Raw genomic sequence first — 22,866 nt, 5'->3', positions numbered from 1 at the left:
ACTTAAAAATGACAACCCAAGACATCGTCCAGAAGCTCTGGAATCTCTGCGACGTGCTGCGCGACGACGGCATCAACTACAGCGACTACGTCACCGAACTCGTGCTGCTGCTCTTCATCAAAATGGAGTACGAGAACACTGAGAGCGGCATTCTGCAAAGCCACAAGCTGCCACCCTATGCCCGCTGGCCGGAGCTGCGCGACAAGAGTGGCCTGAACCTGCTGCGCCACTACCGCGAAACCCTACTCAAGCTATCCGCCAGTGAAGACCGGCTGATCGCCGCCATCTACGCAGACGCGCAGACCAGCTTGAAAGAACCGCGCCACCTGGAACAGCTCGTCAAAAGCTTGGACGGCATCGACTGGTTCAGCGCCCGGCAAGACGGACTGGGTGATCTGTACGAAGGTCTGTTGGAGAAGAACGCCAGCGAAACCAAGAGCGGCGCCGGACAGTACTTCACGCCCCGTCCGCTCATCGACGCCATCGTCAAAGTCATCAAGCCACAGCCCGGCGAAACCGTGCAAGACCCGGCCGCCGGCACCGCCGGCTTCCTGATCGCGGCCGACCGCTACATCAAAGACCAGACCGACGACCTTTACAAGCTAAACGAACGAGAACGCAAGTTCCAGCGTAGCCAAGCATTCCTTGGCATGGAGCTGGTACCCGGTACCCGCCGCTTGGCGCTTATGAACTGCCTGCTGCACGGCATGGAAGGCGACGATGAAGGCGTCGTGCATGTTGGCAATACGCTGGGCAGCGCCGGTGGCAGCCTGCCCAAGAGCCAGATCATTCTCAGCAACCCTCCCTTCGGCACTGCCAAGGGCGGCGGCGGCCCCACTCGCGACGACCTGACCTTTGCCACCAGCAACAAGCAGCTCGCCTTCCTACAGCACATAGTGCGCCATCTCAAGGACGGTGGGCGCGCAGCGGTGGTGCTGCCCGACAACGTGCTGTTCGAAGCCGGCGTGGGCGCCGACATCCGCCGCGACCTGATGCACAAGTGCCGCCTGCACACCATCCTGCGCCTGCCCACCGGCATCTTCTACGCCCAGGGCGTCAAAACCAACGTGCTGTTCTTCGAGAAAGTCAGCCAGGCCGCAACGGGCAGCACGCAAGAGGCCTGGGTCTACGACATGCGCGCCAACGCGCCCAAATTCGGTAAACGCACCCCGCTTACCGACGCGCACTTTACGGACTTCATCGCCGCGTACGGCGACGATCCCAACGGCAAAGCCACGCGGCAGGACCAGGGCGATCAGGGCCGATTCCGCCGCTTCAGCCGCGACTGGATCGCCAGCGAAAAAGGCGACAGCCTGGACATCGCTTGGCTCAAGGATGACGGCGCCGAAGATGCGGCCGACCTACCCGAGCCGGCGGTGCTGGCGCGGGAGGCGGTCGCAGAGCTGAACGGCGCTTTGGCGGAGCTGGAGGCGATCCTGGCAGAACTCGGTGAGGAAGCGCTGTGAGCACCTTGCCCACCTCATGGGTTGAGACCAACCTCGGTAGCGTTGTGCTCTATGGCGCCACCGTAAAGGCCGAGCCTGAGGATCTCACGCCCGACACTTGGGTGCTTGAACTCGAAGACATTGAGAAGGACACCACCAAGGTACTTCAACGAGTGATGTTTTCTGAGCGTCAATCAAAAAGCACAAAGAACCGGTTCGACGCTGGTGACGTTCTCTACGGGAAACTGCGCCCCTATCTCAACAAGGTCACCTTCGCCGATCAGCCAGGTGTCTGTACAACAGAAATCGTACCGATCAAGCCCTCCGAAGCGGTTGATGGCCGTTACCTGTTCCATTGGCTTCGCCATCCCAGGTTCTTGAACTACGTGACCGATGTGAGCCATGGAGTGAACATGCCTCGTCTTGGAACGGAGGCTGGAAGACAGGCGCCTTTCGTCCTGGCACCGAAGAATGAGCAAAAACGCATCGCCGACAAAATCGACATCGTCCTTGCCCGTGTGGACGCTGTCAACACCCGCCTGACCCGCATCGCACCCATCCTCAAACGCTTTCGCCAATCCGTTCTCGCCGCCGCGTTCTCAGGGCGCTTGACGGAGGATTGGCGTATAGCGCGGGGATTGAAACACGGAGCGGAGACGACCCTTCAGGCAATCTGTTTGCCAGATCGGGTCATCACATACGGTGTGGTCAAACTTGGCGATGAAACGCCGGGTGGCACGCCATGCTTGCGTACAAGCAACGTTCGCTGGCTTCGGTTCGAGCTCGATGGAATGAAGCTCATCGATCCAAACCTTTCAGCTGAGTACAGACGCACAGTGCTGCGTGGCGGCGAGGTACTTGTGAACGTACGTGGCACCCTCGGCGGTGTAGCTGTGGCGACAGACGACATGGCGGGCTGGAATGTGTCCCGTGAGGTTGCGGTTGTACCGGTTGACCAAGCCCTGGCGTCCTCTGCCTACATCTCACTCTGGATCGCTAGTGACGAATGTCAGCGATGGCTGACCGGTGTGACCAAGGGTGTTGCTTACACAGGCATCAATATTGAGGACTTACGAACGCTTCCGTTAACGCTGCCCTTGAAGGAAGAACAGGTCGAAATCGTCCGCCGCGTCGAAACCCTTTTCGCCTTCGCCGACCGCCTTCAAGCCCGGCTGCGAACTGCAAGAACCGTCACCGAGCGCCTGACCCCGGCGCTGCTAGCCAAGGCCTTCCGCGGCGAACTGGTGCCGCAAGACCCGAATGATGAACCAGCTAGCGAACTGCTCCGCCGACTGCAGCAGGAAGCACCGCCGACCAGTACAAGACGAGGACGGAAGAGCGCTGCATGAAGCTGTTGTCGATCGAGCTGTTCGGGCAGTACAAAGGCCTGAAGGATCAGGCCTTGGACTTCTCAACAGTGAAGGGTGACGTGGCCGTCCTCATTGGTGCCAACGGTTCGGGGAAGTCGCAGGTCATGGAACTCATCGCCGAGGCCTTTGCCTACATTGAGAGGCTGCAGCGACAGGACTTCCGGGTTCGTATGCCTCTTGGGTATGACTTCCGCGTTACGTACGAGATGGGATCGTCGCGCTACGAAGGTTTACGCCGGTTCGTCGTGGACACGCGGAATCGCCTTCGTATTGTTGTGCACCAGCTAGTTGGCCAGCCTCACGATGGTGTTGCGGACCCGGCCCAGGGGACATGGAGTGAGATCACGTCGGATGGCTCATTGGAAGAGTTGGCGCTACCACGGGTCATCGGATACGCCTCCGGCATGTCCGAAAACCTTCAGCGAGCCTTCATGCGCAATGCGCTTCAGTACTTTGACGTGATTCGGGTCAGGGCAAACTTGAAGAAGGAGCTTGCGCAGCCCGAAGTGGATGAACGGGCAACGCTGGCCATCAATGAGCGCTATCTCAGGCGCAACCCGGGCATATTCGCTGCCGAAGGCGAGGATCCCGAATCGAGCCTCTTCAGGCTGCGCGAGACCGACACGGCGATACCCAGAAACCTCTTCCTTGACTATGACTGCGCGGCGCTGCTGATAGCGATAATCGGCATGCTCCCGCATGCTGATCGTGACGAGGTATGGGATGAAATCCCTTTCCGCCATCCAGCGCGTATGGTGTTGAGGTACGACCTGCGTGGGCAGGCGACTGCTTCGGACAACGCTCGCGACATCAAGCGCTTGATCGAATTGGCGGGACCACACAGGTGTACGCCGATCTCCCCACGAACCAGCGAGGCCGAGTATGAGTTGCTGGAACTGGACTACTTGGCCGGCGACATCGAAATCGATTTCGCGGACCCGGAAGTTATCCGTCGGATGGTTAACGACTCGCGAGAGCCCGACGAGTGGTTCTCGGCCTTGTACAAGCTTCAACTTCTTGGCGTTGATGAATGGTCGGGGAGCATGAAACGCGAGCTGCGTCGCGACAACTTTCAAGGCCATGTTGAGAAGCCGCTGAAAGGGAAGCTCCCTCTTTCTGTGCTGGAACTCTGGATGTCTGATGGCGAGCGAACTGTCGCGTATGACGACTTGAGCGACGGAGAAGTACAGCTTCTGTTGACACTGGGCGCCGTCCGACTCTTCGGGGACGATGAGACGCTGTTCCTCTACGACGAGCCTGAAACGCACCTGAACCCAAGCTGGCGCACCCGATTTCACCTGGACTTTGAAAAGGCGAATGAGACCAACGGAAAAGCCCAGGCCATCATCTCCTCGCACTCGCCGTTTCTGGTCTCTTCACTACCCCGCGAAGCGGTGTTCCATTTCAAGAAGGTCAACGGCGTGACTGACATGACGAATCCGCCAGGAGAAACTTTTGGCGCATCGTTTGACGTGCTGATCAAAAAACACTTTAACCTGCGTGCAACGATCTCCGAGACGGCTGTCCAGGAAATTCGTGAGAGGCTGGCAGATCGTCAATTTACGAATCAAGAAAAGTTGGACTGGCTCGAAGACTCACTCGGCGAGTCGATGGAACGCTCGTACCTCATCAACAAGCTGCGGGCCCCCTGATGCTGTTTGCAATTAGACCCCATCTTCAGCAGTCCGAAGTTTTCGACGGACTCAATCGCTTTCTTAGAGCGACGATGCTCGCCACGCTTGAGGGGCGGCAGGTCGATGAAACGAACCTTCCCGCCGGCCTGTGCGCTGCAGTAGCTGGAAATCCGCCGACTTGTGCAGCGATTGACGCTTTGGTGGCGCAGTTGTCGGCGCTTCATCAACGGCAGAAGCAAACCCTCAAGGACGCATTGGCACTCAACACAGAGCCTTGCACATTTCTGGCTGATCGGACAAAGCCGCTTCCAGTCATACCTGACTCAGTATTTCCCGCCTTGAAAATTCTTGCAGTTCACTTGTTCGAGCGCACTGCGAAGCTCAAAGCCGTGGAGCAGGCATGTGGTGAATGCATCGACGACCACTACGCTCGCTTCCGTCACGGCAACGCGCCAGGCAATGGCAATGTGTGCTGCGTTTGCGGGACCGAATACCTTGCTCAGGTTCGTGCTGACGAGAACGACAATGAGCAGTGGCGCGGCCCGTACGACCACCTTCTGGCAAAAGATGTGTACCCGCTATACGGAGTCGATCCTAAGAATTTGCTGCCCATCTGTAATACCTGCAACTCCAAAGCCAAGCTGGCCAAAGACTTGGTTCTCAAGGATGGGGTCCGTCGCCTCAGCTTTTCGCCGTGGACCGAACGCGCGTCGTTTCAAGAGATCGAGGTGGTTGTAGATGACGCGAACGATCTGTTTCCGCGCGTGGTCGTGAACTTCAGGAGCGCGGATCCTAATCGACAAGAAAAGCTCGCGACCTGGGATGACGTCTACCAGATCAAGTCTCGTGTGGAGGGTGAGTTTAGAGAATTGGGAGCAAAGATGGCCGAGGATGCTCGCGCACCTGACGATGCGTCCTTTTTGGAGAAACTCCGCGATGCTGGTCTTGCCAAAGCCCAAGCACAAAGGCTGACGCCCTTCAACTACTGGCGTGCGCGCGTCTACGCAGCGGTAAGAGGCATGAATCCAAGAAGCCGTGCGGCTTTGCGTCAGGCGACTGCTCCCACACCCCAAGCGATTCAGGATATGGAGGCGCTGTTCTTTCAATGAATAGCTATCTCTGTGCATAGAAAAACGGCCCCCGATGGGGCTGTTGAATTTGTGGCGCTTTTAAAGACGAGTTCGTACCGCCACTTTTGTTCAAAGTTGTCCCGAACTTCCGCTTTCGACTGCGGATTCAATCGGTCGACGCAACACAATCTAAAAATCGTTGTGCTGGCGTTTCATAGTTGAGTGTTTTCCTGGGGCGTTCGTTAAGTTTTCTTGCGACGTCGTCAAGATGCTCTTGAGAATACGTCGATAGGTCTAGCCCCTTAGGAAAATACTGACATGGTAACCCGTTGGTATTTTCATTTGATCCACGCTGCCAGGGGTTTTGCGGGTCACAGAAATACACCTTTATATCAGTCGCCAACGTGAAACGCTTGTGCCCGGCCATTTCCTTGCCACGATCCCAAGTCAAGGATTTGTACAGTTCCCGCGGCAAATTGAGAGCCGACCCAATAAGTGCATCGATGACTGTTTTAGTGTCTTTGCCAGCCACCTGCACCAGCATAACGTAACGTGTCTGGCGCTCGACAAGCGTAGCGATTTGACTGTTGTGGCTTCCGAAGAGCAGATCTCCCTCCCAGTGCCCAGGTACCGCTCGATCTTCCACAGCAGCTGGTCGCTCACTGATCGAAACCGCATCAACGATTCGTCCATGATTGTCTGTTTTTTGCGTGTGGTGACGTGACCTTCGCATACTCCGCGTCCGTCGCAAGTGCTCCAGCAACTCCTTTTTCAATGCACCACGGGCCTGTATGTAGAGGCTACGGTAAATCGTTTCGTGTGACACGTGGTAGACCTCGCTGCCGGGGTAGGTCTGCTTCAGTCAGCCAGCGATTTGCTCAGGCGACCACTGCGATTGGAGTTTGCTAGCGACGATGTCGGCGAGCTCTCGATTTTCTACCAGCTTACACGGCTTGGGGCGCCGCGCTCGGACCCATGCATGCTCGTCGGCCCGGCCTGCACGATAAATTTCCAAGCCACCATTTCTGCGGATTTCTCGACTCACTGTCGATGGCGCTCGTCCGAGGGAGGCAGCAATTGTGCGAATCGACTAGCCGGCAACCACTGCACGCGATATTTCCTCACGCTCGGCCAATGTCAAAGCAAGCTTGGAACGACATCTTTCTGCCGGGCGTATCCCACCCGTTTCAGCCAAAATCCCCATGACAGAAGAGTGATTTCGACCGAACAATTCGGCGATCTTTTGAAGCGATTCTCCCTGTTTCCAGCGATCCCACATCAACGCCTTCTGACTGTCCGTATAATAGATTCGAGGTCTCTGCTTCATGTGCACACTCCTCATGACTTACCCAGTCAGTTTAGCGTGTTGCGTTCACCGGTTGAATCCGCAACCCAAAGCGGCCCTTGGCGTTGTGAGCAGTGACATTTATTTTTTTGCTCTAGTGTAATCAACTACAGCGTGCGAGTCGGCCATGACACTGATACGGAACTTGACGAGTGCAAATTTATTTCGTCCAGTAGCCCCTTCGTCGGACGCATAGAAGGGTACAATGTTCGTCGACGTATCTGTCTCAACCATGCTGGGTTTGATGACACGGAAAAAGAGCGATTCGTTGTTCTAAAAATGTGTCGGTACAGCAATCCGAGGGAGATACGTCAACTATCTTTCTTCGCCCACCAAGCGGCTAACGTCGCCACCTGCGTAACGTCCGAGGTACTGAGCGGGCGAGCTGCCCAGTTTGTCGGAAATGTAATTTCTTCCCGTATACGAACGAGGAGCGAGTAGCTCTCGCCTTTTATAGTAAGCGCCTGTCGATACCAGCACATAAGATATCTAGTTTCGATAGTCCGTGTTCCGGATTCTCGAATATCGAAGATATTGCAAGCGTACCGGTCGGGCGGACTCGCGAGAAATGCTTTGAGATAAGGAGTGATCCTTAGAGACATGGTACGACGCCCTACAGACTTCGAACGTCGTGTGATGTGGCGCCAAGCCAGTCTAGATACTTCAAGTGTCCCCACTAATGGGTTAATCCAAGTGTGAGACTTCAACGCTTTGTAGGCCAATTTCGCTTTCGCCATCACTTGAACGTCTGGGAGTGCGGCAACAGTCTGCTTTGTATATCCCCGGGTCCATGAAGCATAGTCATAAAAACGTGATAAATCATGTCGCAGTGAGGGACGAATGTATTGCGTTCGTTTCACTTTTACTGGAGTTTTTAGTATGGCACGAGGGTCAGCAGCATACCAGTACAGTCGGTCCATCGGAGGTGGCGGCACCCAAATTACCACTCCGGGCATACCAGTTCCTGACAATGCTTGCAGCGTCGCCTTGTCTATGCCAAGACGAAGTTGGGTTGCGTCTGATGAGTTTTGTCGGTAAGACGGTCCAGCCTTCACTTGGGCGTGAGCAGTTATAAGCTTCCCGGTTGACGCAATATGTCGAAACGAAAACTTAACGTCGACTTTACCGGCATCTTCAGCCATTGATGTTGCGGTAGTTTCTGCACAAGTCGCTATGCCCAGCAGTCCCGCTGCGTATCTTGCGGCGGCGGCTCCATCGGTTTTGGTGTGTTTCGCACTGGTCATTCGGTCGTACTCTCCTTCCTGAATGTAAGTTTCGGCTTTTGGATCTTGTTGCAGGTTGAAGGTCCGCTCCTGGCCCAGGCTGTGTAAAAACGTCGCGCCGCGTAAACGAAACCAGATCGGTAAACGTTGCGTAAGTATCTCATCAACCGAGGTGCAATATGAAGCGCTTCATCGAAGGCGAGGATCGAGGACAGGGGACGTTACTGCCCGAACTGCTGGACGATTACGTAGCTGAGAACAATCCCGTTCGCGTGGTTGATGTGTTTGTTGATGAACTCGATCTGGGCAAACTCGGTTTCGAGCGTGTGCAGCCAGCGAAGACAGGGCGACCAGCTTACCATCCAGCAGTACTGCTCAAGCTCTACATCTACGGCTACCTCAACCGCATTCAGTCGAGCCGGCGTCTTGAGCGCGAAGCGCAGCGCAATGTCGAGCTGATGTGGCTGATGGGGCGGCTGGCGCCGGACTTTAAGACGATCGCCAACTTCCGAAAGGACAACGGCAAAGCGATTCGTAATGTCTGCCGACAGTTCATCGTACTGTGCCAACAACTCGACCTATTTTCCGATGCAATGGTCGCGATTGACGGCAGCAAGTTCAAGGCAGTCAACAGCAGTGACCGCAATTTCACGCAGGCCAAGCTCAAGCGCAGGATGGAAGAGATCGAGGCCAACATTGCTCGCTACCTGGCGGACCTGGACACGGCCGACAGGCAAGAACCGGCGACGAAACAAGCGCGCAGCACGCGGTTGAACGACAAGATCGCGGCAATGAAGTCACAGATGGCGGCGCTCAAGGAGATCGAAGCGACGCTGGAAGCGACTGGCGAAACACAGATCTCGCTAACCGATCCGGATGCCCGTTCAATGATGACGCGAGGCTCAGGGATCATCGGGTACAACGTCCAGACTGCGGTCGACACCAAGCACCACCTGATCGTGGCGCATGACGTGACCAATATCGGCAGCGACCGCGATCAACTTTCAGCAATGGCCAAGAAGGCTCGCACTGCAATCGGGGCCACCACGCTAACTGCGATCGCTGATCGCGGCTATTTCAAAGGCGAAGAGGTCCTGGCATGCAGCCAAGCCGGCATCACTGCAGTAGTGCCAGCGACAAAGACGTCCAATGCCAAGGCCGACGGACGATTTGACAAGGCTGATTTCGTCTACGATCGAGAGAAGAACGAGTACCGTTGCCCGGCTGACAAATCGCTGATCCAGCGATTTGCCAGCGTTGAAAAGGGCATGACACTCCATCGCTACTGGAGCTCGAACTGTAAGGGTTGCCCGCTCAAGGATAAGTGCACGCCGAGCCAGGAGCGCCGGGTGACGCGATGGGAACACCAGGACGTGCTTGACGACATGCAGGAGCGTCTTGAACAAAATCCGGACGCCATGCGAATCCGGCGTTGCTCGGTCGAGCATCCGTTCGGCACCATCAAGTCCTGGATGGGGGTGACGCACTTTCTAACGAAAGGAATGGAACGAGTGAAGACCGAAATGAGCCTGCACGTACTCGCCTATAACCTTAAGCGCTTGATGACGTTACTTGGTGTCGACGGCATGTTCGAAGCAGTCAGGGCATATGCCCTTTTACGGGCATTACAACGTGCGTTTGCGGCGCTCACCCTGCTGGTCCAGTCGCCGAGCTCGAAAGATGGGAACAGCTTCCGTAGCGCCCCTCCAAACTGAAGAAATGCAGTGGCCGATGCAGACTGATCACCTCTATCCATTTCTGAGTTTTTACACAGCCTGGGCCGAAAGCGGCCGGTTGCAGGCTCACTGTACATGAGCCTGCCCGCTGCCGCCACCATGAAGGTGGCGACAGGCAGGGCCACTCCGACTAACTTTATTCGGCCCGACCAACTTTATTCGCCCTAGTCAGTGTTCATCGAAAATCAAGTAGCAGATGTAAAAAACCCATGTGGCCGGAACATGGCACACATGGGCTTCTTTGCCGAGTAAAGTCCCGGCGTCCGCTTGTGTCTAACTTTATTGTCTTGTGTTCGACTTTATTGTTTTGTGGCCGACTTTATTGTTCGTCCACAGGCGTTTTTTGAAAAACGCTCCCCCTTACTCCACCGTCACCGACTTCGCCAGATTCCGTGGCTTGTCCACATCCGTACCCCGCGCCAGCGCCGTGTGATACGCCAGCAGCTGCAGCGACACCACGTGCAGGATCGGCGACAGCACGCCGTAGTGTTCCGGCATGCGGATCACGTGCACGCCTTCGCCGGAGGCGATGCGCGAGTCCACGTCGGCGAACACGTACAGCTGGCCGCCGCGGGCGCGCACTTCCTGCATGTTCGACTTCAGCTTTTCGATCAGCGCGTCGTTCGGGGCGATCGTCACCACCGGCATTTCTTCCGTCACCAGCGCCAGCGGGCCGTGCTTCAGTTCGCCTGCAGGGTATGCCTCGGCGTGGATGTACGAGATTTCCTTCAGCTTCAGCGCGCCTTCCAGCGCGATCGGGTAGTGCATGCCGCGGCCCAGGAACAGCGCGTTTTCCTTGCGGGCGAAATCCTCGGACCAGGCGATGATCTGCGGTTCCAGCGCCAGCACGGCCGTGATCGCCGAGGGCAGGTGGCGCATCGCTTTCAGGTGCGCCGCTTCTTCCTCGTCCGTGAGGCGACCGTTCACTTGTGCCAGCGACAGCGTCAGCAGGAACAGCGCGGCCAGCTGCGTGGTGAACGCCTTGGTGGACGCCACGCCCACTTCGACACCGGCACGGGTGATGTAGGCCAGCTTGCATTCGCGCACCATGGCACTGGTGGCCACGTTGCAGATCGTCAGCGTGTTTTCCATGCCCAGCGAGCGGGCGTGCTTCAGCGCGGCGATCGTGTCGGCCGTTTCGCCGGACTGGGAAATCGTGACCACCAGCGTGTCCGGATGCGGCACGCTGTCGCGGTAGCGGTATTCGCTGGCGATTTCCACGCTGACCGGCACCTTGGCGATCGATTCGATCCAGTACTTGGCCGTCAGGCCCGAGTAGTAGCTGGTGCCGCAGGCCAGGATCAGCACGCGGTCGATCTTCTTGAAGACCTTGTAGGCTTCGTCGCCGAACAGCTCGGGCATGATGCCGGTCACGCCTTCGAGCGTGTCGCCGACCACGCGCGGCTGTTCGAAGATTTCTTTCTGCATGTAGTGGCGGTACGGGCCCAGCTCGGCCGCGCCGGTGTGCGCGTGCACGGTCTTCACTTCGCGCTCCACCTGCCTGCCGTCGGCATCCACGATCCATGCGCGGCCCAGCTGCAGGTCGACCACGTCGCCTTCTTCCAGGTAGACGATCTGGTCGGTGGTGCCGGCCAGCGCCATCGCATCGGACGCCACGAAGTTCTCGCCGTTGCCCAGGCCGACGATCAGCGGCGAACCCTGGCGCGCGGCCACCACGCGGTGCGGTTCCTCGCGGGAGAACACGGCGATCGCATAGGCCCCGTGCAGGCGCTTGACAGCCACTTGCACGGTGTCGAACAGGTCGCCGGTGTACAGGTGATCGACCAGGTGAGCGATCACTTCGGTATCGGTCTGGCTCTGGAACACGTAGCCCAGCGCCGTCAGTTCGGCGCGCAACTCGTCATGGTTCTCGATGATGCCGTTGTGGACCAGCGCGATGCGGGCATTGTCGGACGTTGGGGAAAAGTGCGGGTGCGCGTTGTGCGATGCCGGTGCGCCGTGCGTGGCCCAGCGGGTGTGGGCGATGCCGGTGAAACCTTGGAGGCCGACTTCCTGCATCTGCTTTTCCAGTTCCGCCACGCGCGACGTGCTGCGCGAACGCTGCAGGCGGCCATCAGCATGCAGGGCCACGCCGCACGAATCGTAGCCGCGGTATTCGAGGCGCTTCAGGCCTTCGATCAGGATCGGGGTGATGTTACGTTGCGCTACCGCGCCGACGATGCCGCACATGATGACCTCTACAGTATTCGTTGATATGGAGGCCATCGTAGAGCAGGCCTGTGGAAATATGCTTACTTATTCATTAGAATAATGAAATAAAATTTCATGCCTAATGGAGCATGAATTATTCGATCAAAATAACTGAAATATTTATGCAAAATTTCACGGCATAGTGTCTTTTTCTAGATTTTCTTTAATAATTATGCCCTATGGAAATACTCTTCGAAAAAATGTCTGGAAGAGTTGATTCACGTTAACGATCTACTTCGGGAGACACCCATGGAAATGACATTGGATGAGCTGGACCGGCGCATCCTGAACGCATTGCAGGAAAACGCGGCCATTACCAACGCCGAGCTGGCGCAGTTGGTGCATGTGTCCGCACCAACCTGCCTGCGCCGCGTCAAGGCGCTGCGCGATGCGGGCGTCATCGATCGCCAGGTGGCGATCGTGGCGCCGGACAAGGTGGGCACGCGGCTGACGGCGATCGTCGAGATCACGCTCGACATACAGGCGGCCGAGCGGATGGCCGGATTTGAGGCACTGGTGGCGCAGGAAAACGCGGTACTGCAGTGCTATCGGGTATCGCCGGGGCCGGATTTCGTGCTCGTGGTGCAGGTGGAAGACATGCCCGCCTACCATGCGCTGGCGCACCGCCTGTTCACGAGCCATGCGAATGTGCGCAATGTGAAGGCTTACTTCGCCACGTTCCGCAGCAAGTTCGAGACCCGGATTGCCGTCTGACGCGGCATGCCGGCAGCCACTTATCCACACTCATCCACAGGCTGTTCACCGGTTTCGCACCCGCTTGTCCACGGGCTTTTCCACTGTGAAAGGCCGGGTTATCGCCAGCTTATACCGGCTTGACCACATGCTTTTCCACATAATTACCCACAGCCATGCCGGCAGGCCACGGGATGCCTGGCCACGTTCCGGACGAATGCCGCAACAGCTTGCATCCTGGCTTGTTTAATCGGGTTGCCTTATTTGACTGTGCATAAATGACGAATTATTCACCGGAATGCGCTGCCGACGGCCGGCCCGGCCGGTTTCATTCCCCTGATGACAGCACGTGCCGAAACAGCAGGCACGCCACCCTGCAGAAAGCGTGCGGCGCCGGCTGTCCACATGCTTTCCCTGCACTTTTCCACAAAGTTATCCAGTGAGTCGAAAGGGCGAAATCACGCCCGTCGAGCGCCATACAGAGCTATGCACGGCTTATCCCTGCCTTTTCCGCCCCCTTGTCAACAACGTTATCCCCAATCGACTCTGAAGGCAGGCCTGCATGCCCGTCCCAGCGGGCAACCCGACTTCTTCACCGCCTGTGCACCGGTTGTGCAGGCCCTTGTGCACACGCTTGTCCACAGCGGCGCCCGGTCGCAGCGGCTAGAATGGCGCATGAATTACCTTGCCCACGTTTACCTGGCCCGGCACGACGATGCGGCGATGGTCGGCGCGATGCTGGGCGACTTCGTCAAGGCCAACGACGTCGCTGCCTACCCGCCCGGAATCGCCCGCGAGATCACGCTGCACCGGCACATCGACACCTATACCGACAGCCACCCGGCGGTGCTGGCATCGAAGGCCTTGTTCGGGGAGGGCAGGCGCCGCTATGCAGGCATCGTGCTGGACGTGTTCTACGATCACGAGTTGAGCCGGCACTGGCGGCAATGGTGCGACGTGCCGCGCGAAGCGCTGATTGCCCGCTTCTACCGTGCGCTGGCGGCGCACGAGCCGATACTGCCGGCACGCCTGCGCGAGATGCTGCCTTACTTGGTGCGGCAGGACTGGCTGGGGGGATATGCGACGTTCGACGGCGTGGAAGGAACGATCGCGCGGGTATCGCGCCGCCTGAGCCGCAATGGCGAATTGCTGCGCGACGGCGTGCAGGACCTGGTGCGGCACCGCGACGCCATCGCCGAAGGGTTCGAGCGCTTCTTCCCCGACCTGGTGCGGTTCGCGGAAGGGCGCAGGGCGCAGTTACTTACTTCTGAATTGCTTGCTGCGGAATCGCCTGCTTCGGATTCGCCTATTTCTTTGTCTTGACGGGGCGCTGCCAGCCCTCGATCGTCAGCTGCTTGGGGCGGGAAATCGTCAGCTTGCCGGCCGGCGCGTTCTTCGTCAGCGTGGTGCCGGCGCCGATCGTGGCGCCCGCGCCCACGGTGACCGGCGCCACCAGCTGGCTGTCGCTGCCGATGAAGGCGTCGTCCTCGATCACCGTGCGGAACTTGTTGGCGCCATCGTAGTTGCAGGTGATGACGCCGGCGCCGATGTTGACGCGCGAACCCACGTCCGTATCGCCCACGTAGGCCAGGTGGTTGGCCTTGCTGTGCGCGGCCACCTGGCTGTTCTTGATCTCGACGAAGTTACCGACGTGGACGTCCTCGCCCAGCGCGGTGCCCGGGCGCAGCCGCGCATACGGGCCGATGGCCGATTTCGGGCCCACCGTGGCTTCCTCGATGTGGCAGAACGGCTTGATCTGCGCGCCTTCGCCGATCGCGGCGTTGACGATGACGCTGTGGGCGCCGATGGAAACGCCGTCCGCCAGCGTGACCTTGCCTTCGAAGACGCAGCCGACATCGATCGTCACGTCGCGGCCGCACACCAGTTCGCCGCGGATATCGATGCGGGCCGGGTCCATCACGGTCACGCCTTTTTCCAGCAGCGCCAGCGCCAGGTTGTTCTGGTGGATGCGTTCGAGCTGGGCCAGTTGCACCTTGCTGTTCACGCCCAGCACCTCCCACTCGGCCGCCGGGTGGGCCGATACCACTTCGACGCCATCGGCCACGGCGCGGGCCACGATGTCCGTCAGGTAGTACTCGCCCTGCGCGTTCTTGTTCTCCAGCGATGCCAGCCAGGTCTTCAGCCGGCCGGTGGGAATGCACATGATGCCGGAGTTGATTTCCCTGATCGCGCGTTCTTCCGGCGTTGCATCCTTTTCCTCGACGATGCGCACGATACGGTTGCTGCCACCTTCGCGCACGATGCGGCCCAGGCCGAACGGATCGTCCTGCACCACCGTGAGGATGCCCAGCTTGTCGCTGCCGGCCGCATCGACGAGGCGCTGCAGCGAGGCGGGGGAGGTCAACGGCACGTCGCCATACAGCACCAGCGTGGGCACGGCGTCATCGAGCACGGGCAGCGCCTGCATCACGGCATGGCCGGTACCCAGTTGCGGTTCCTGCAGCGCGGCGGAGATTTCCACGCCGCCGCGCGCCTTCTGCGCTTCGAGGGCGGACAGCACCGTGGCGCCGCCATGCCCGTAAATCACACATAATTTGGCCGGAGCAAGGGTGCGCGCCGCGTCGATCACGTGCGACAACAGCGGCTTGCCCGCCAGCGGGTGCAACACCTTCGGCAGTGCCGATTGCATGCGCTTGCCCATGCCGGCAGCGAGAATGACTACATTCATATGCTGGATTCGTTTCAGTTAATAATAGGCAAAAGTTTAACATGCAGACATCGTCTTTCCGTACCTGGTTCCTCATCGCCCTGCTGGCACTGCTGACGGCCTGCAGCTCGCTGAAGCTGGCCTACAACAACGGCGACACGCTGCTGTACTGGTGGCTGGACAACTATGTCGATTTCGACGGCGAGCAGAGCGACCAGGTCAAGAAGGATATCGACGACCTGTTCCGCTGGCATCGCAAGACGCAGTTGCAGGATTACGTGCACGTGATGCAGCGCGCGCAGCAGCAGCTGCGCGGCAATCCCACACCCGCCGACCTGCGCGCCGACTACGACGATATCCGCGCACGCACCCAGGCGTTGCTGCTGAAGGCGGCGCCGGATATCGCCGACCTGGCGCTGTCGCTGAAGCCCGAGCAGCTGGCACAGATGGAGAAGAAGTTCGCGAAAAATAACGACAAGTTCCGCCGCGAGAACATGAAGGGCGACCGCGAAGACCAGAACGCTTTCCGCTACAAGAAATCGATGGAGCAGTTCGAGCTGTGGTTCGGCAGTTTTTCGCGCGAGCAGAAGGACATCATCCGCAAGGCATCCGATGCGCGCCCGCTGGATAACGCGATCTGGCTCGACGAACGGATGCGCCGCCAGCGCAGCGTGCTTGCACTGGCGCGGCGCATCATGCAGGAAAAGCCGACCCGCGAGCAGGCGGTCGGACAGATCCAGAGCCTGATCCGGGAAAGCTTCGCCCGCCTCGACAACTCCGAGCGCAAGGCCTTCTATGAAGCCAACACCGAGGCTTCGATCGGCCTGGTGCACACCGTGATCGGCATCGCAACGCCGGAGCAGAAGGCCCACGCACAGAAACGCATGCAGGGCTGGATCAACGACTTCAACACGCTGGCCGCGGACGTCAAGTAAGGGCTGCAAGGTCCGCACGCCAGGTTTGCGACATGGCCGCTTGTAGTGCGGGTGGCTTGCAGTGCGGCGCCATCATGGTTTCCGGTACCGAACCGGCCTGCATGGCAACTATCTGCCATGGCCGGTACTGGCGCTCCAGTCCGGGAAACGGTAGCCTGACCGGGTTATCTTCCTGTGGAGCTCGCAATGCACCCCGACATCGCATCAGACACCATTTCAACTGGCGCGGACGCCACTGCCGCACCGGCGCCGGACGGCATGTGGCTGGGCATCGCGCAGCGGCTGCAAGCGCTGGCGCAGGCCGGGCTGGCCTACGAGCCGCATGTGTTCGACGCCGAGCGCTACCAGGAAGTGCTGGCGCTGAGCCAGCAGATGCTCAGCCACCTCACCGGCCAGCCCGTTTCCCAACTACGGGATGCGATCGCGCTGGAACGCGGCTACCCGACGCCGAAAGTCGACATCCGCGCCGTGCTGTTCAACGGTACGGACGAAGTACTGATGGCGCGCGAAAAACACGACGGCGGGCGCTGGTCGCTGCCGGGCGGCTGGGCGGACGTCGGCTGCACGCCGTTCGAAGTGGCGGTAAAGGAAGTGCGCGAGGAAACCGGGCTGGACACCGAAGCCGTCCGCCTGCTGGCGCTGTGGGACAAGCGCGTCCACCCGCACCCGCCGCAGGCGTGGTACGTGTACAAGGCGTTCGTGCTGTGCCGCCCCACCGGCGGCGCGCTACTGGCGGACACCGCTGAGACAACCGAGGTGCGCTGGGTCGCACGCCATGAGCTGCCGGGGCTGGAGATCTCCACCGACCGCGTCACGCTGTCGCAGCTGGAGCGGCTGTTCGACTTCGCCGCCAACCCCGACCTTCCTACCTTGTGCGATTGAGTGTTGCCAAAAACCGGGGTCAGACCCCGGTTTTTGGCAATATTTCCGAAATTCGGGGTCTGACCCCGGTTCCAGGTACCTTGTGCGATTGAAGAGCCAATCGAAGCTGGAACTGTCAACTGTTGCCAAAAATCGGGGACTGTCGCCGATTTTCAGTAACGTTTCCTGTGGACAGTGTCCGTCTTGGGGTTTGACGCCGTGATATAGTCCCGCGGTCATTTTCGTGTCACGTTCCCATGCAAAAGAAAAAGCCCGCCGCCAAAGTTCCCGTCCACGGTCCGCAGCACGCCAAGCAGGTGCGCATCATCGGCGGAAGCTGGAAGCGCACGCCGTTGCCGGTGCTCGAGGCGCTGGGCTTGCGGCCGACGCCGGACCGGGTGCGCGAGACCGTGTTCAACTGGCTCAACCACCTGCGCGGCGACTGGGGCAATGTGCGCGTGCTGGACCTGTTCGCGGGCAGCGGCGCGCTCGGCTTCGAAGCCGCCAGCCGCGGGGCCCAGCAGGTGACGATGGTGGACGCGAACGCGGTCATCGTGCGCCAGTTGCAGACGATCCAGGAAAAGCTGAACGCCACCAATGTGGTGGTGCAGCGTGCCGATGCGCTGGCGCTGGCGCAATCGCTGGCGCAGCGCGGCCAGCGCTTCGACGTGATCTTCCTCGACCCGCCGTATCAGGAGGATTTCCTGTCCCGCGCGCTGCCGCTGTGCGACAGGCTCGTCACCGAGGGCGGCCTCGTGTATGCCGAGTCCGGCCAGCCATTGATCGACGAGGACGGCGAAGCGCCCGACTGGCTGGAAAACTGGGAAGTGGTGCGGCAGGACAAGGCCGGCATGGTGCACTTCCACCTGTTGCAGCGCCGGGCGGGGTAAACCCGCTTCCGCGTTTCAGGCATAATGCGCGTCTGATTCGTGCAAAATGCAGGGAGCCGCAATGGTTGTAGCCGTTTATCCGGGAACGTTCGATCCGCTGACCCGTGGTCACGAAGATCTCGTGCGCCGCGCCTCGGGCCTGTTCGACACGCTGGTGGTCGGCGTTGCCGACAGCAAGAACAAGCATCCGTTCTTCACCGTCGAAGAGCGCCTGGAAATCGCCAACGAGGTACTGGGCCATTACCCGAACGTGAAGGTGGAGAGCTTTTCCGGCCTGCTGAAGGATTTCGTGCGCCAGCACGATGCCCGCGTGATCGTGCGCGGCCTGCGCGCCGTTTCCGACTTCGAATACGAATTCCAGATGGCGGGCATGAACCGCTACCTGCTGCCGGATGTCGAGACGCTGTTCCTGACGCCGTCCGACCAGTACCAATTCATCTCGGGCACGATCGTGCGCGAGATCGCCCAGCTGGGCGGCGACGTCTCGAAGTTCGTCTTCCCGTCCGTCGACCGCTGGTTGCGCAGGAAAATCGCGGCACTCGACGCCGCCTAGAGGTTGCCATGGCTTTGATGATCACCGACGACTGTATCAATTGCGACGTTTGCGAGCCCGAGTGCCCGAACGAAGCGATCTACATGGGTCTGGAAATTTACGAAATCGACCCGGACAAGTGCACCGAATGCGTGGGCCACTTTTCCGAACCGCAGTGCCAGCAGGTGTGCCCGGTGGCGTGCATTCCGTTCAACCCGGAATGGCGCGAATCGGAAGACCAGCTGCGCGCCAAATACGAGCGCCTGGAAGCGGCAAAGGCCGCCTGAGCGGCGCGCTTCACGAAAAAGCATGATCGTGCTCGAACCGGGCAGGGCGGTGGTATAGTGCAACGGCACTTCCACAACATCCCTCCGGAGACACGATGAATCCTTCCCGCAGATTAGTGATCCACGGCGCCTGCGCGCTGCTGCTTGCCGCCGCCTTGCCCGCACTGCCGGCCTTCGCCGCCACCGACGTGGCCGGCGTGAAATTCGACGACACGGCCACCGTCCAGGGCCAGGCGCTGAAGCTGAACGGCGCCGGCCTGCGCACCAAGGTGATCTTCAAGGTCTATGCGCTGGGCCTGTACCTGCCGGAAAAGAAAACCACCGCCGCCGATATCCAGGCCGTGCAGGGCGCGCGCCGCATCCAGATCGTCAGCCTGCGCGACCTCACGTCGCAGGACTTCGGCGACGCGTTCATGAAGGGCCTGAACGCGAACACGGACGCCGCGGAACGCACGCGCCTGCTGCCGCAGACCAAGACGTTCGGCGAGATGTTCGCCGCCATTCCCGGCCTGAAGAAAGGCGACGTGCTGCTGGTGGACTGGATTCCCGGCACCGGCACCGTGTGCACGCTCAACGGCAGGAAGATCGGCGAGACCGTGCCGGACGTGGCGTACTACAACGCGATCCTGCGCATCTGGATCGGCAATGATCCGGCCGATGCGGACCTGAAACCGAAGCTGCTGGGCGGATGAAAAAGCAACAGGTCATGTTGCTCGTGACATTTTGATAGTTTCCCGGAAAGATAAGTTGATATCATTTAGGCTTTTCTTTCTGGAAATGCCATGGCCGACGACTATACCGATAACACCTCCACGCGCGGCATCGTTTCCCCAGGGGGAAAAGCGACTGGCATATTCGACACCGCGAACGACAGCGACTGGTTCAAGATCGTATTGACCGCGAATCATTTCTATACCTTCGAACTGACTTCCACGTCACCGAACACGTATTTCCGGTCGCTGTATTTTTATGACAGCCAGGGCAACTACATCAACAATTCCACCAGCGGCGGCAGTATCGTCAACGCCACCCTGAAAGCGGCCAGCAGCGGAACTTACTATGTCGCAGCGCGCGAGCAGGATTACTCTGGCAGCTACAAGGCTGCGCCATACACGCTGAAAGCCAGCGCGGGCGTGGCTGATGACATCGGCGATACGCGGGCCGTGGCGAAAGTACTCACGCTCGGGCAAAAAACGTCCGCTGCATTGGAAGGCAGCAGCGACATCGATTATTTCAAGATTTCCGTTCAGGCAGGCATCACCTACACGATCACGCCGAACTGGAATCCGGACGGCACCAGCAATAGTTCCGGCAGCATGCGCTTGGAAGATCCGAACGGGGTGGGTGTCAACCTGTACATCTCCTCGGGTCCGACGTCCTTCACGGCCACGCTCACCGGCGATTACTATATCGCTGCCAGCACTTCGTACAATTCGGGCACCAACTACAACATTACCGTCAGCAAGACAGTCGACGACCATGCCGCCAACAAGGCCGGTGCCGGCCAGTTGATACTCGACGCAGCCGCCACGTCCGGCACACTCGAAGTGCAGGGCGACCGCGACTGGTATGGCGTGCAGCTGAGCGCCGGTACCACGTACTGGTTCACGCTGGGCGCCGGTACCGGCAGCCCGGCCTACTACGGCAGTGGGGGCATGCTGAAACTGATCGCCGAAGACGGCACCGTGGTGGCAACGTCGTCCGGCTACACCTACATCGATTCCTCCACGCCGATGCTGCTGCAATACGCACCCGCGGCGGGCGGCAAGTACTACCTGGAAATTTCGGACAATTACTACACCAGCGGCAAATACCAGGTACGCGCCGTGGTGGGCGAGAAGGATGATTACGGCGACACGCAAGCCACCGCCGCCGCCGTCGCCGTCGGCAGTCCGGTCCAGGGGAAGCTGGCGATTCCGCAGGATTCGGACGTGTTCAAGCTGTCCGTCACCGCTGGCAAAGCGTACCTGGTAGCGCTGACAGGGCAGGCCCTGACCGGTGGCGACGGGCTGTCGCTGAGCGGCCGGGCAGCCGATTACTACGGCAATTCCAACCTGTTCGAGTTTGCCAGGAAGGGCGTGGCGGAATACCGCGTGCTGACGGCCGATACAACCGGCGACTACTATTTCACGGTCAGCAACAACGGTTCGCGCGGTACCGGCGGTTATACGCTTTCGGTGAGCGAGCCTTCGGTCGATGATTATGCGGCGGGCAAGACCACCAGTGGTGAATTGACGGTAGGCGGCAAGGTAACCGGGGTGCTCGACTACACGGGCGACACCGATGCGTTCAAGGTCACGTTACAAAACGGCGCCAAATACGCCTTCCAGTTGCATGGTGCCGGCAGCGGCGAAGGTTCGCTGGCGCTTGGCTACGTACAGTTGCGGATTACTTCACCTGACCAGGCTGGAGCCGGGTATCTCACCGACAACAAGGACGGCACGTATACGTTCATATCCGGCATTGCAGGCGACTATTACATTGCGGTATCGCCGGATACGTCGTATTACAACAGTACCGCCACCGACATGACGGGCAGCTATACCCTGCATGCCCTGGCGCTCAGCGGCGACACGACCGGCCCGGCCCTGGTTTCCCGTTCGCCAGCCATGAACGTCGCACCGCTGGACAACATCACGATGCATTTCAACGAAGCTATCATTCGCGGCAGCAACTCCAGCAATGGACTGATCACCCTGCGCGACAGCACCGGCGTGATACTGGAAACTTATTATGGCAGTGACAGCCGGGTCACGATCAACGGCAACACGCTGACCATCGATCCGGCGATACAGCTCAAGCCGGGGACCCAGTACCTGTTGAGCGTGCCGACCGGTGCCGTGCTGGACCTGGCAGGTAACAAGCTCGCGAACCCCGAGCTGCTGTCGATCGAAACGCTGCGCACCGTGACCGCGGGTGGCGCCGGCAACGACTACCTGGTGGGACTGGGCATCGGCATCAAAGTGTCCGGCGGGGCCGGCGTCGACACCGTGATTTACGGGTACAACCGCAGCAACTACGATGTGGGCCGCACCGCGACCGGCGCGACCGTTGTCGAGAAATACTTGTCGTCAACGAGCGCCGACATGCTCGACGGTGTCGAACGGCTGTTGTTCTCCAATGTCAGTGTGGCGCTGGACATCGATGGCACGGGTGGCCAGGCTTACCGGCTGTACCAGGCGGCATTCGACCGCTCCCCGGACAGCACCGGCCTTGGCTTCTGGATGAAGCAGATGGACAACGGCATGTCGCTGCTGGACGTGTCCCGGGAGTTCCTGAAGAGCGACGAATTCACCAGGCTGTATGGCAGCTCGCTCAGCGACAGTGCCTTCGTCACCAAGCTGTACCAGAACGTGCTGGACCGGGCGCCCGACCAGGCCGGCTTCGACAACTGGGTCAACGCGCTGGGCAGCGGCACCGAACGTGCCAGCGTGCTGCGGGATTTCAGTGAAAGCAACGAAAACCAGACCACGCTGCTGAAAGTGATCGGCAACGGGTTCGAGTACACGCCGTACGGCTGAAAAAAACCGGGACCGCGGCAAGCCGGCGGTCCCGGTTTTCGAACAGTCCGGAGGATCAGGCGCGTGCGGCGAGCGCCCGCAGCTCGGCCGCTTCGCTGGGCGACACTTTTTGCGAGTTCAGCATGCGCTTGAGCAGGGCGGCATCGCGCATCTGGCGGCGCTGCAGGCGCTGCTCCCTCGACAGCTTCGGCTTCACCACCAGCACGGCCGCCAGCGCCAGCCCGCGCAGCAAAGGCTTGAACAGCACCAGGAAACCCACCGCGCATGCGCAGGCGAGCAGGACTTGCAGCGCATCGCCGACACTCAACGGCATGAATTGGGCTGCGGAAACGAAATTCGACATGTTTTGTTCTGTTTGCGTATAAAATCAGTGTAACTATAGTGCAGCGCAACATATCAATCCAATTCTGTTTCCCAATATAAATCATCACTCCTCTGAATGACT

Annotated in this window: 16 protein-coding genes and 2 pseudogenes; 14 read left to right on the top strand and 4 right to left on the bottom strand. The window is 59.5% G+C overall.

Features of this window, described 5'->3' with window-relative positions; genetic code table 11:
• Positions 1 to 8: 8 nt before the first annotated feature.
• From GJV26_RS13495 to GJV26_RS13480, 4 genes are all read left to right on the top strand, one after another.
• Positions 9 to 1,466 (top strand): class I SAM-dependent DNA methyltransferase, encoded by a 1,458-nt coding sequence (locus GJV26_RS13495; RefSeq protein WP_155709257.1) that lies wholly within the window; start codon positions 9 to 11, stop codon positions 1,464 to 1,466.
• The gene (locus GJV26_RS13490; RefSeq protein WP_155709256.1) at positions 1,463 to 2,794 is read left to right on the top strand and encodes a restriction endonuclease subunit S; all 1,332 of its coding nucleotides are present in this window, start codon (positions 1,463 to 1,465) and stop codon (positions 2,792 to 2,794) included. Before GJV26_RS13495 ends, GJV26_RS13490 begins: the two co-directional genes overlap by 4 nt.
• Entirely contained in the window at positions 2,791 to 4,467 is a 1,677-nt protein-coding gene (locus GJV26_RS13485; RefSeq protein WP_155709255.1) for an AAA family ATPase, read from the top strand. The genes GJV26_RS13490 and GJV26_RS13485 overlap by 4 nt, the downstream gene beginning before the upstream one ends.
• A 74-nt stretch (positions 4,468 to 4,541) precedes the next feature.
• Complete coding sequence (locus GJV26_RS13480) at positions 4,542 to 5,558, top strand: hypothetical protein (RefSeq protein WP_155709254.1); 1,017 nt, start codon at positions 4,542 to 4,544, stop codon at positions 5,556 to 5,558.
• A gap of 127 nt (positions 5,559 to 5,685) precedes the next feature.
• Here the strand turns inward: GJV26_RS13480 and GJV26_RS13475 are convergent.
• Positions 5,686 to 6,846: pseudogene (locus GJV26_RS13475) on the bottom strand (IS30 family transposase).
• 1,420 nt (positions 6,847 to 8,266) lie between these two features.
• Between GJV26_RS13475 and GJV26_RS13470 the strand changes: the two are divergent.
• A pseudogene (locus tag GJV26_RS13470) lies at positions 8,267 to 9,694 on the top strand (IS1182 family transposase); the annotation flags it as partial.
• A 489-nt stretch (positions 9,695 to 10,183) separates the two neighbouring features.
• On the opposite strand, the gene glmS reads toward GJV26_RS13470, so the two are convergent.
• Positions 10,184 to 12,013, bottom strand: a complete 1,830-nt coding sequence (glmS, locus tag GJV26_RS13465) for a glutamine--fructose-6-phosphate transaminase (isomerizing) (protein ID WP_155709253.1) — start codon at positions 12,011 to 12,013, stop codon at positions 10,184 to 10,186.
• A 270-nt stretch (positions 12,014 to 12,283) separates the two neighbouring features.
• Here glmS and GJV26_RS13460 point away from each other — a divergent pair, with 270 nt between their 5' ends.
• Positions 12,284 to 12,748 (top strand): Lrp/AsnC family transcriptional regulator, encoded by a 465-nt coding sequence (locus GJV26_RS13460; protein WP_155709252.1) that lies wholly within the window; start codon positions 12,284 to 12,286, stop codon positions 12,746 to 12,748.
• A 654-nt stretch (positions 12,749 to 13,402) separates the two neighbouring features.
• Positions 13,403 to 14,050 carry an acyl carrier protein phosphodiesterase gene (locus GJV26_RS13455; RefSeq protein ID WP_155709251.1) on the top strand — a complete coding sequence of 216 codons (648 nt, stop codon included), beginning with the start codon at positions 13,403 to 13,405 and terminating at the stop codon, positions 14,048 to 14,050.
• Here the strand turns inward: GJV26_RS13455 and glmU are convergent.
• Positions 14,034 to 15,416 (bottom strand): bifunctional UDP-N-acetylglucosamine diphosphorylase/glucosamine-1-phosphate N-acetyltransferase GlmU, encoded by a 1,383-nt coding sequence (glmU, locus tag GJV26_RS13450; protein WP_155709250.1) that lies wholly within the window; start codon positions 15,414 to 15,416, stop codon positions 14,034 to 14,036. The genes GJV26_RS13455 and glmU overlap by 17 nt on opposite strands.
• Before the next feature lie 41 nt (positions 15,417 to 15,457).
• Between glmU and GJV26_RS13445 the strand changes: the two genes are divergently transcribed.
• The 7 genes from GJV26_RS13445 to GJV26_RS13415 all read left to right on the top strand — a co-directional run bounded on the left by GJV26_RS13445 (position 15,458) and on the right by GJV26_RS13415 (position 22,421).
• Positions 15,458 to 16,330 (top strand): DUF6279 family lipoprotein, encoded by an 873-nt coding sequence (locus GJV26_RS13445; RefSeq protein WP_155709249.1) that lies wholly within the window; start codon positions 15,458 to 15,460, stop codon positions 16,328 to 16,330.
• 186 nt (positions 16,331 to 16,516) lie between these two features.
• Positions 16,517 to 17,212, top strand: coding sequence for an NUDIX hydrolase (locus GJV26_RS13440; RefSeq protein ID WP_216643132.1), 696 nt, complete (start codon positions 16,517 to 16,519; stop codon positions 17,210 to 17,212).
• Positions 17,213 to 17,448: 236 nt separating this feature from the next.
• The gene (gene rsmD, locus GJV26_RS13435) at positions 17,449 to 18,081 is read left to right on the top strand and encodes a 16S rRNA (guanine(966)-N(2))-methyltransferase RsmD (protein ID WP_155709248.1); all 633 of its coding nucleotides are present in this window, start codon (positions 17,449 to 17,451) and stop codon (positions 18,079 to 18,081) included.
• A 61-nt stretch (positions 18,082 to 18,142) separates the two neighbouring features.
• On the top strand, positions 18,143 to 18,634 hold the full coding sequence (coaD, locus tag GJV26_RS13430) for a pantetheine-phosphate adenylyltransferase (RefSeq protein WP_155709247.1): 492 nt from the start codon (positions 18,143 to 18,145) through the stop codon (positions 18,632 to 18,634).
• Positions 18,635 to 18,642: 8 nt separating this feature from the next.
• Positions 18,643 to 18,900, top strand: coding sequence for a YfhL family 4Fe-4S dicluster ferredoxin (locus GJV26_RS13425; RefSeq protein WP_155709246.1), 258 nt, complete (start codon positions 18,643 to 18,645; stop codon positions 18,898 to 18,900).
• 95 nt (positions 18,901 to 18,995) lie between these two features.
• Positions 18,996 to 19,592 (top strand): chalcone isomerase family protein, encoded by a 597-nt coding sequence (locus tag GJV26_RS13420; RefSeq protein ID WP_155709245.1) that lies wholly within the window; start codon positions 18,996 to 18,998, stop codon positions 19,590 to 19,592.
• A gap of 90 nt (positions 19,593 to 19,682) precedes the next feature.
• A complete protein-coding gene (locus GJV26_RS13415; protein ID WP_155709244.1) occupies positions 19,683 to 22,421 on the top strand; it encodes a DUF4214 domain-containing protein in 2,739 nt (912 codons plus the stop codon).
• 55 nt (positions 22,422 to 22,476) lie between these two features.
• Here the strand turns inward: GJV26_RS13415 and GJV26_RS13410 are convergent, their stop codons facing one another.
• Entirely contained in the window at positions 22,477 to 22,764 is a 288-nt protein-coding gene (locus tag GJV26_RS13410) for a hypothetical protein (protein ID WP_155709243.1), read from the bottom strand.
• Positions 22,765 to 22,866 lie beyond the last annotated feature (102 nt).

It is taken from the genome of Pseudoduganella dura (assembly GCF_009727155.1).
In the GTDB taxonomy this organism is placed as follows: domain Bacteria; phylum Pseudomonadota; class Gammaproteobacteria; order Burkholderiales; family Burkholderiaceae_D; genus Rugamonas; species Rugamonas dura.
This window is presented reverse-complemented; position numbering and strand designations above follow the sequence as displayed.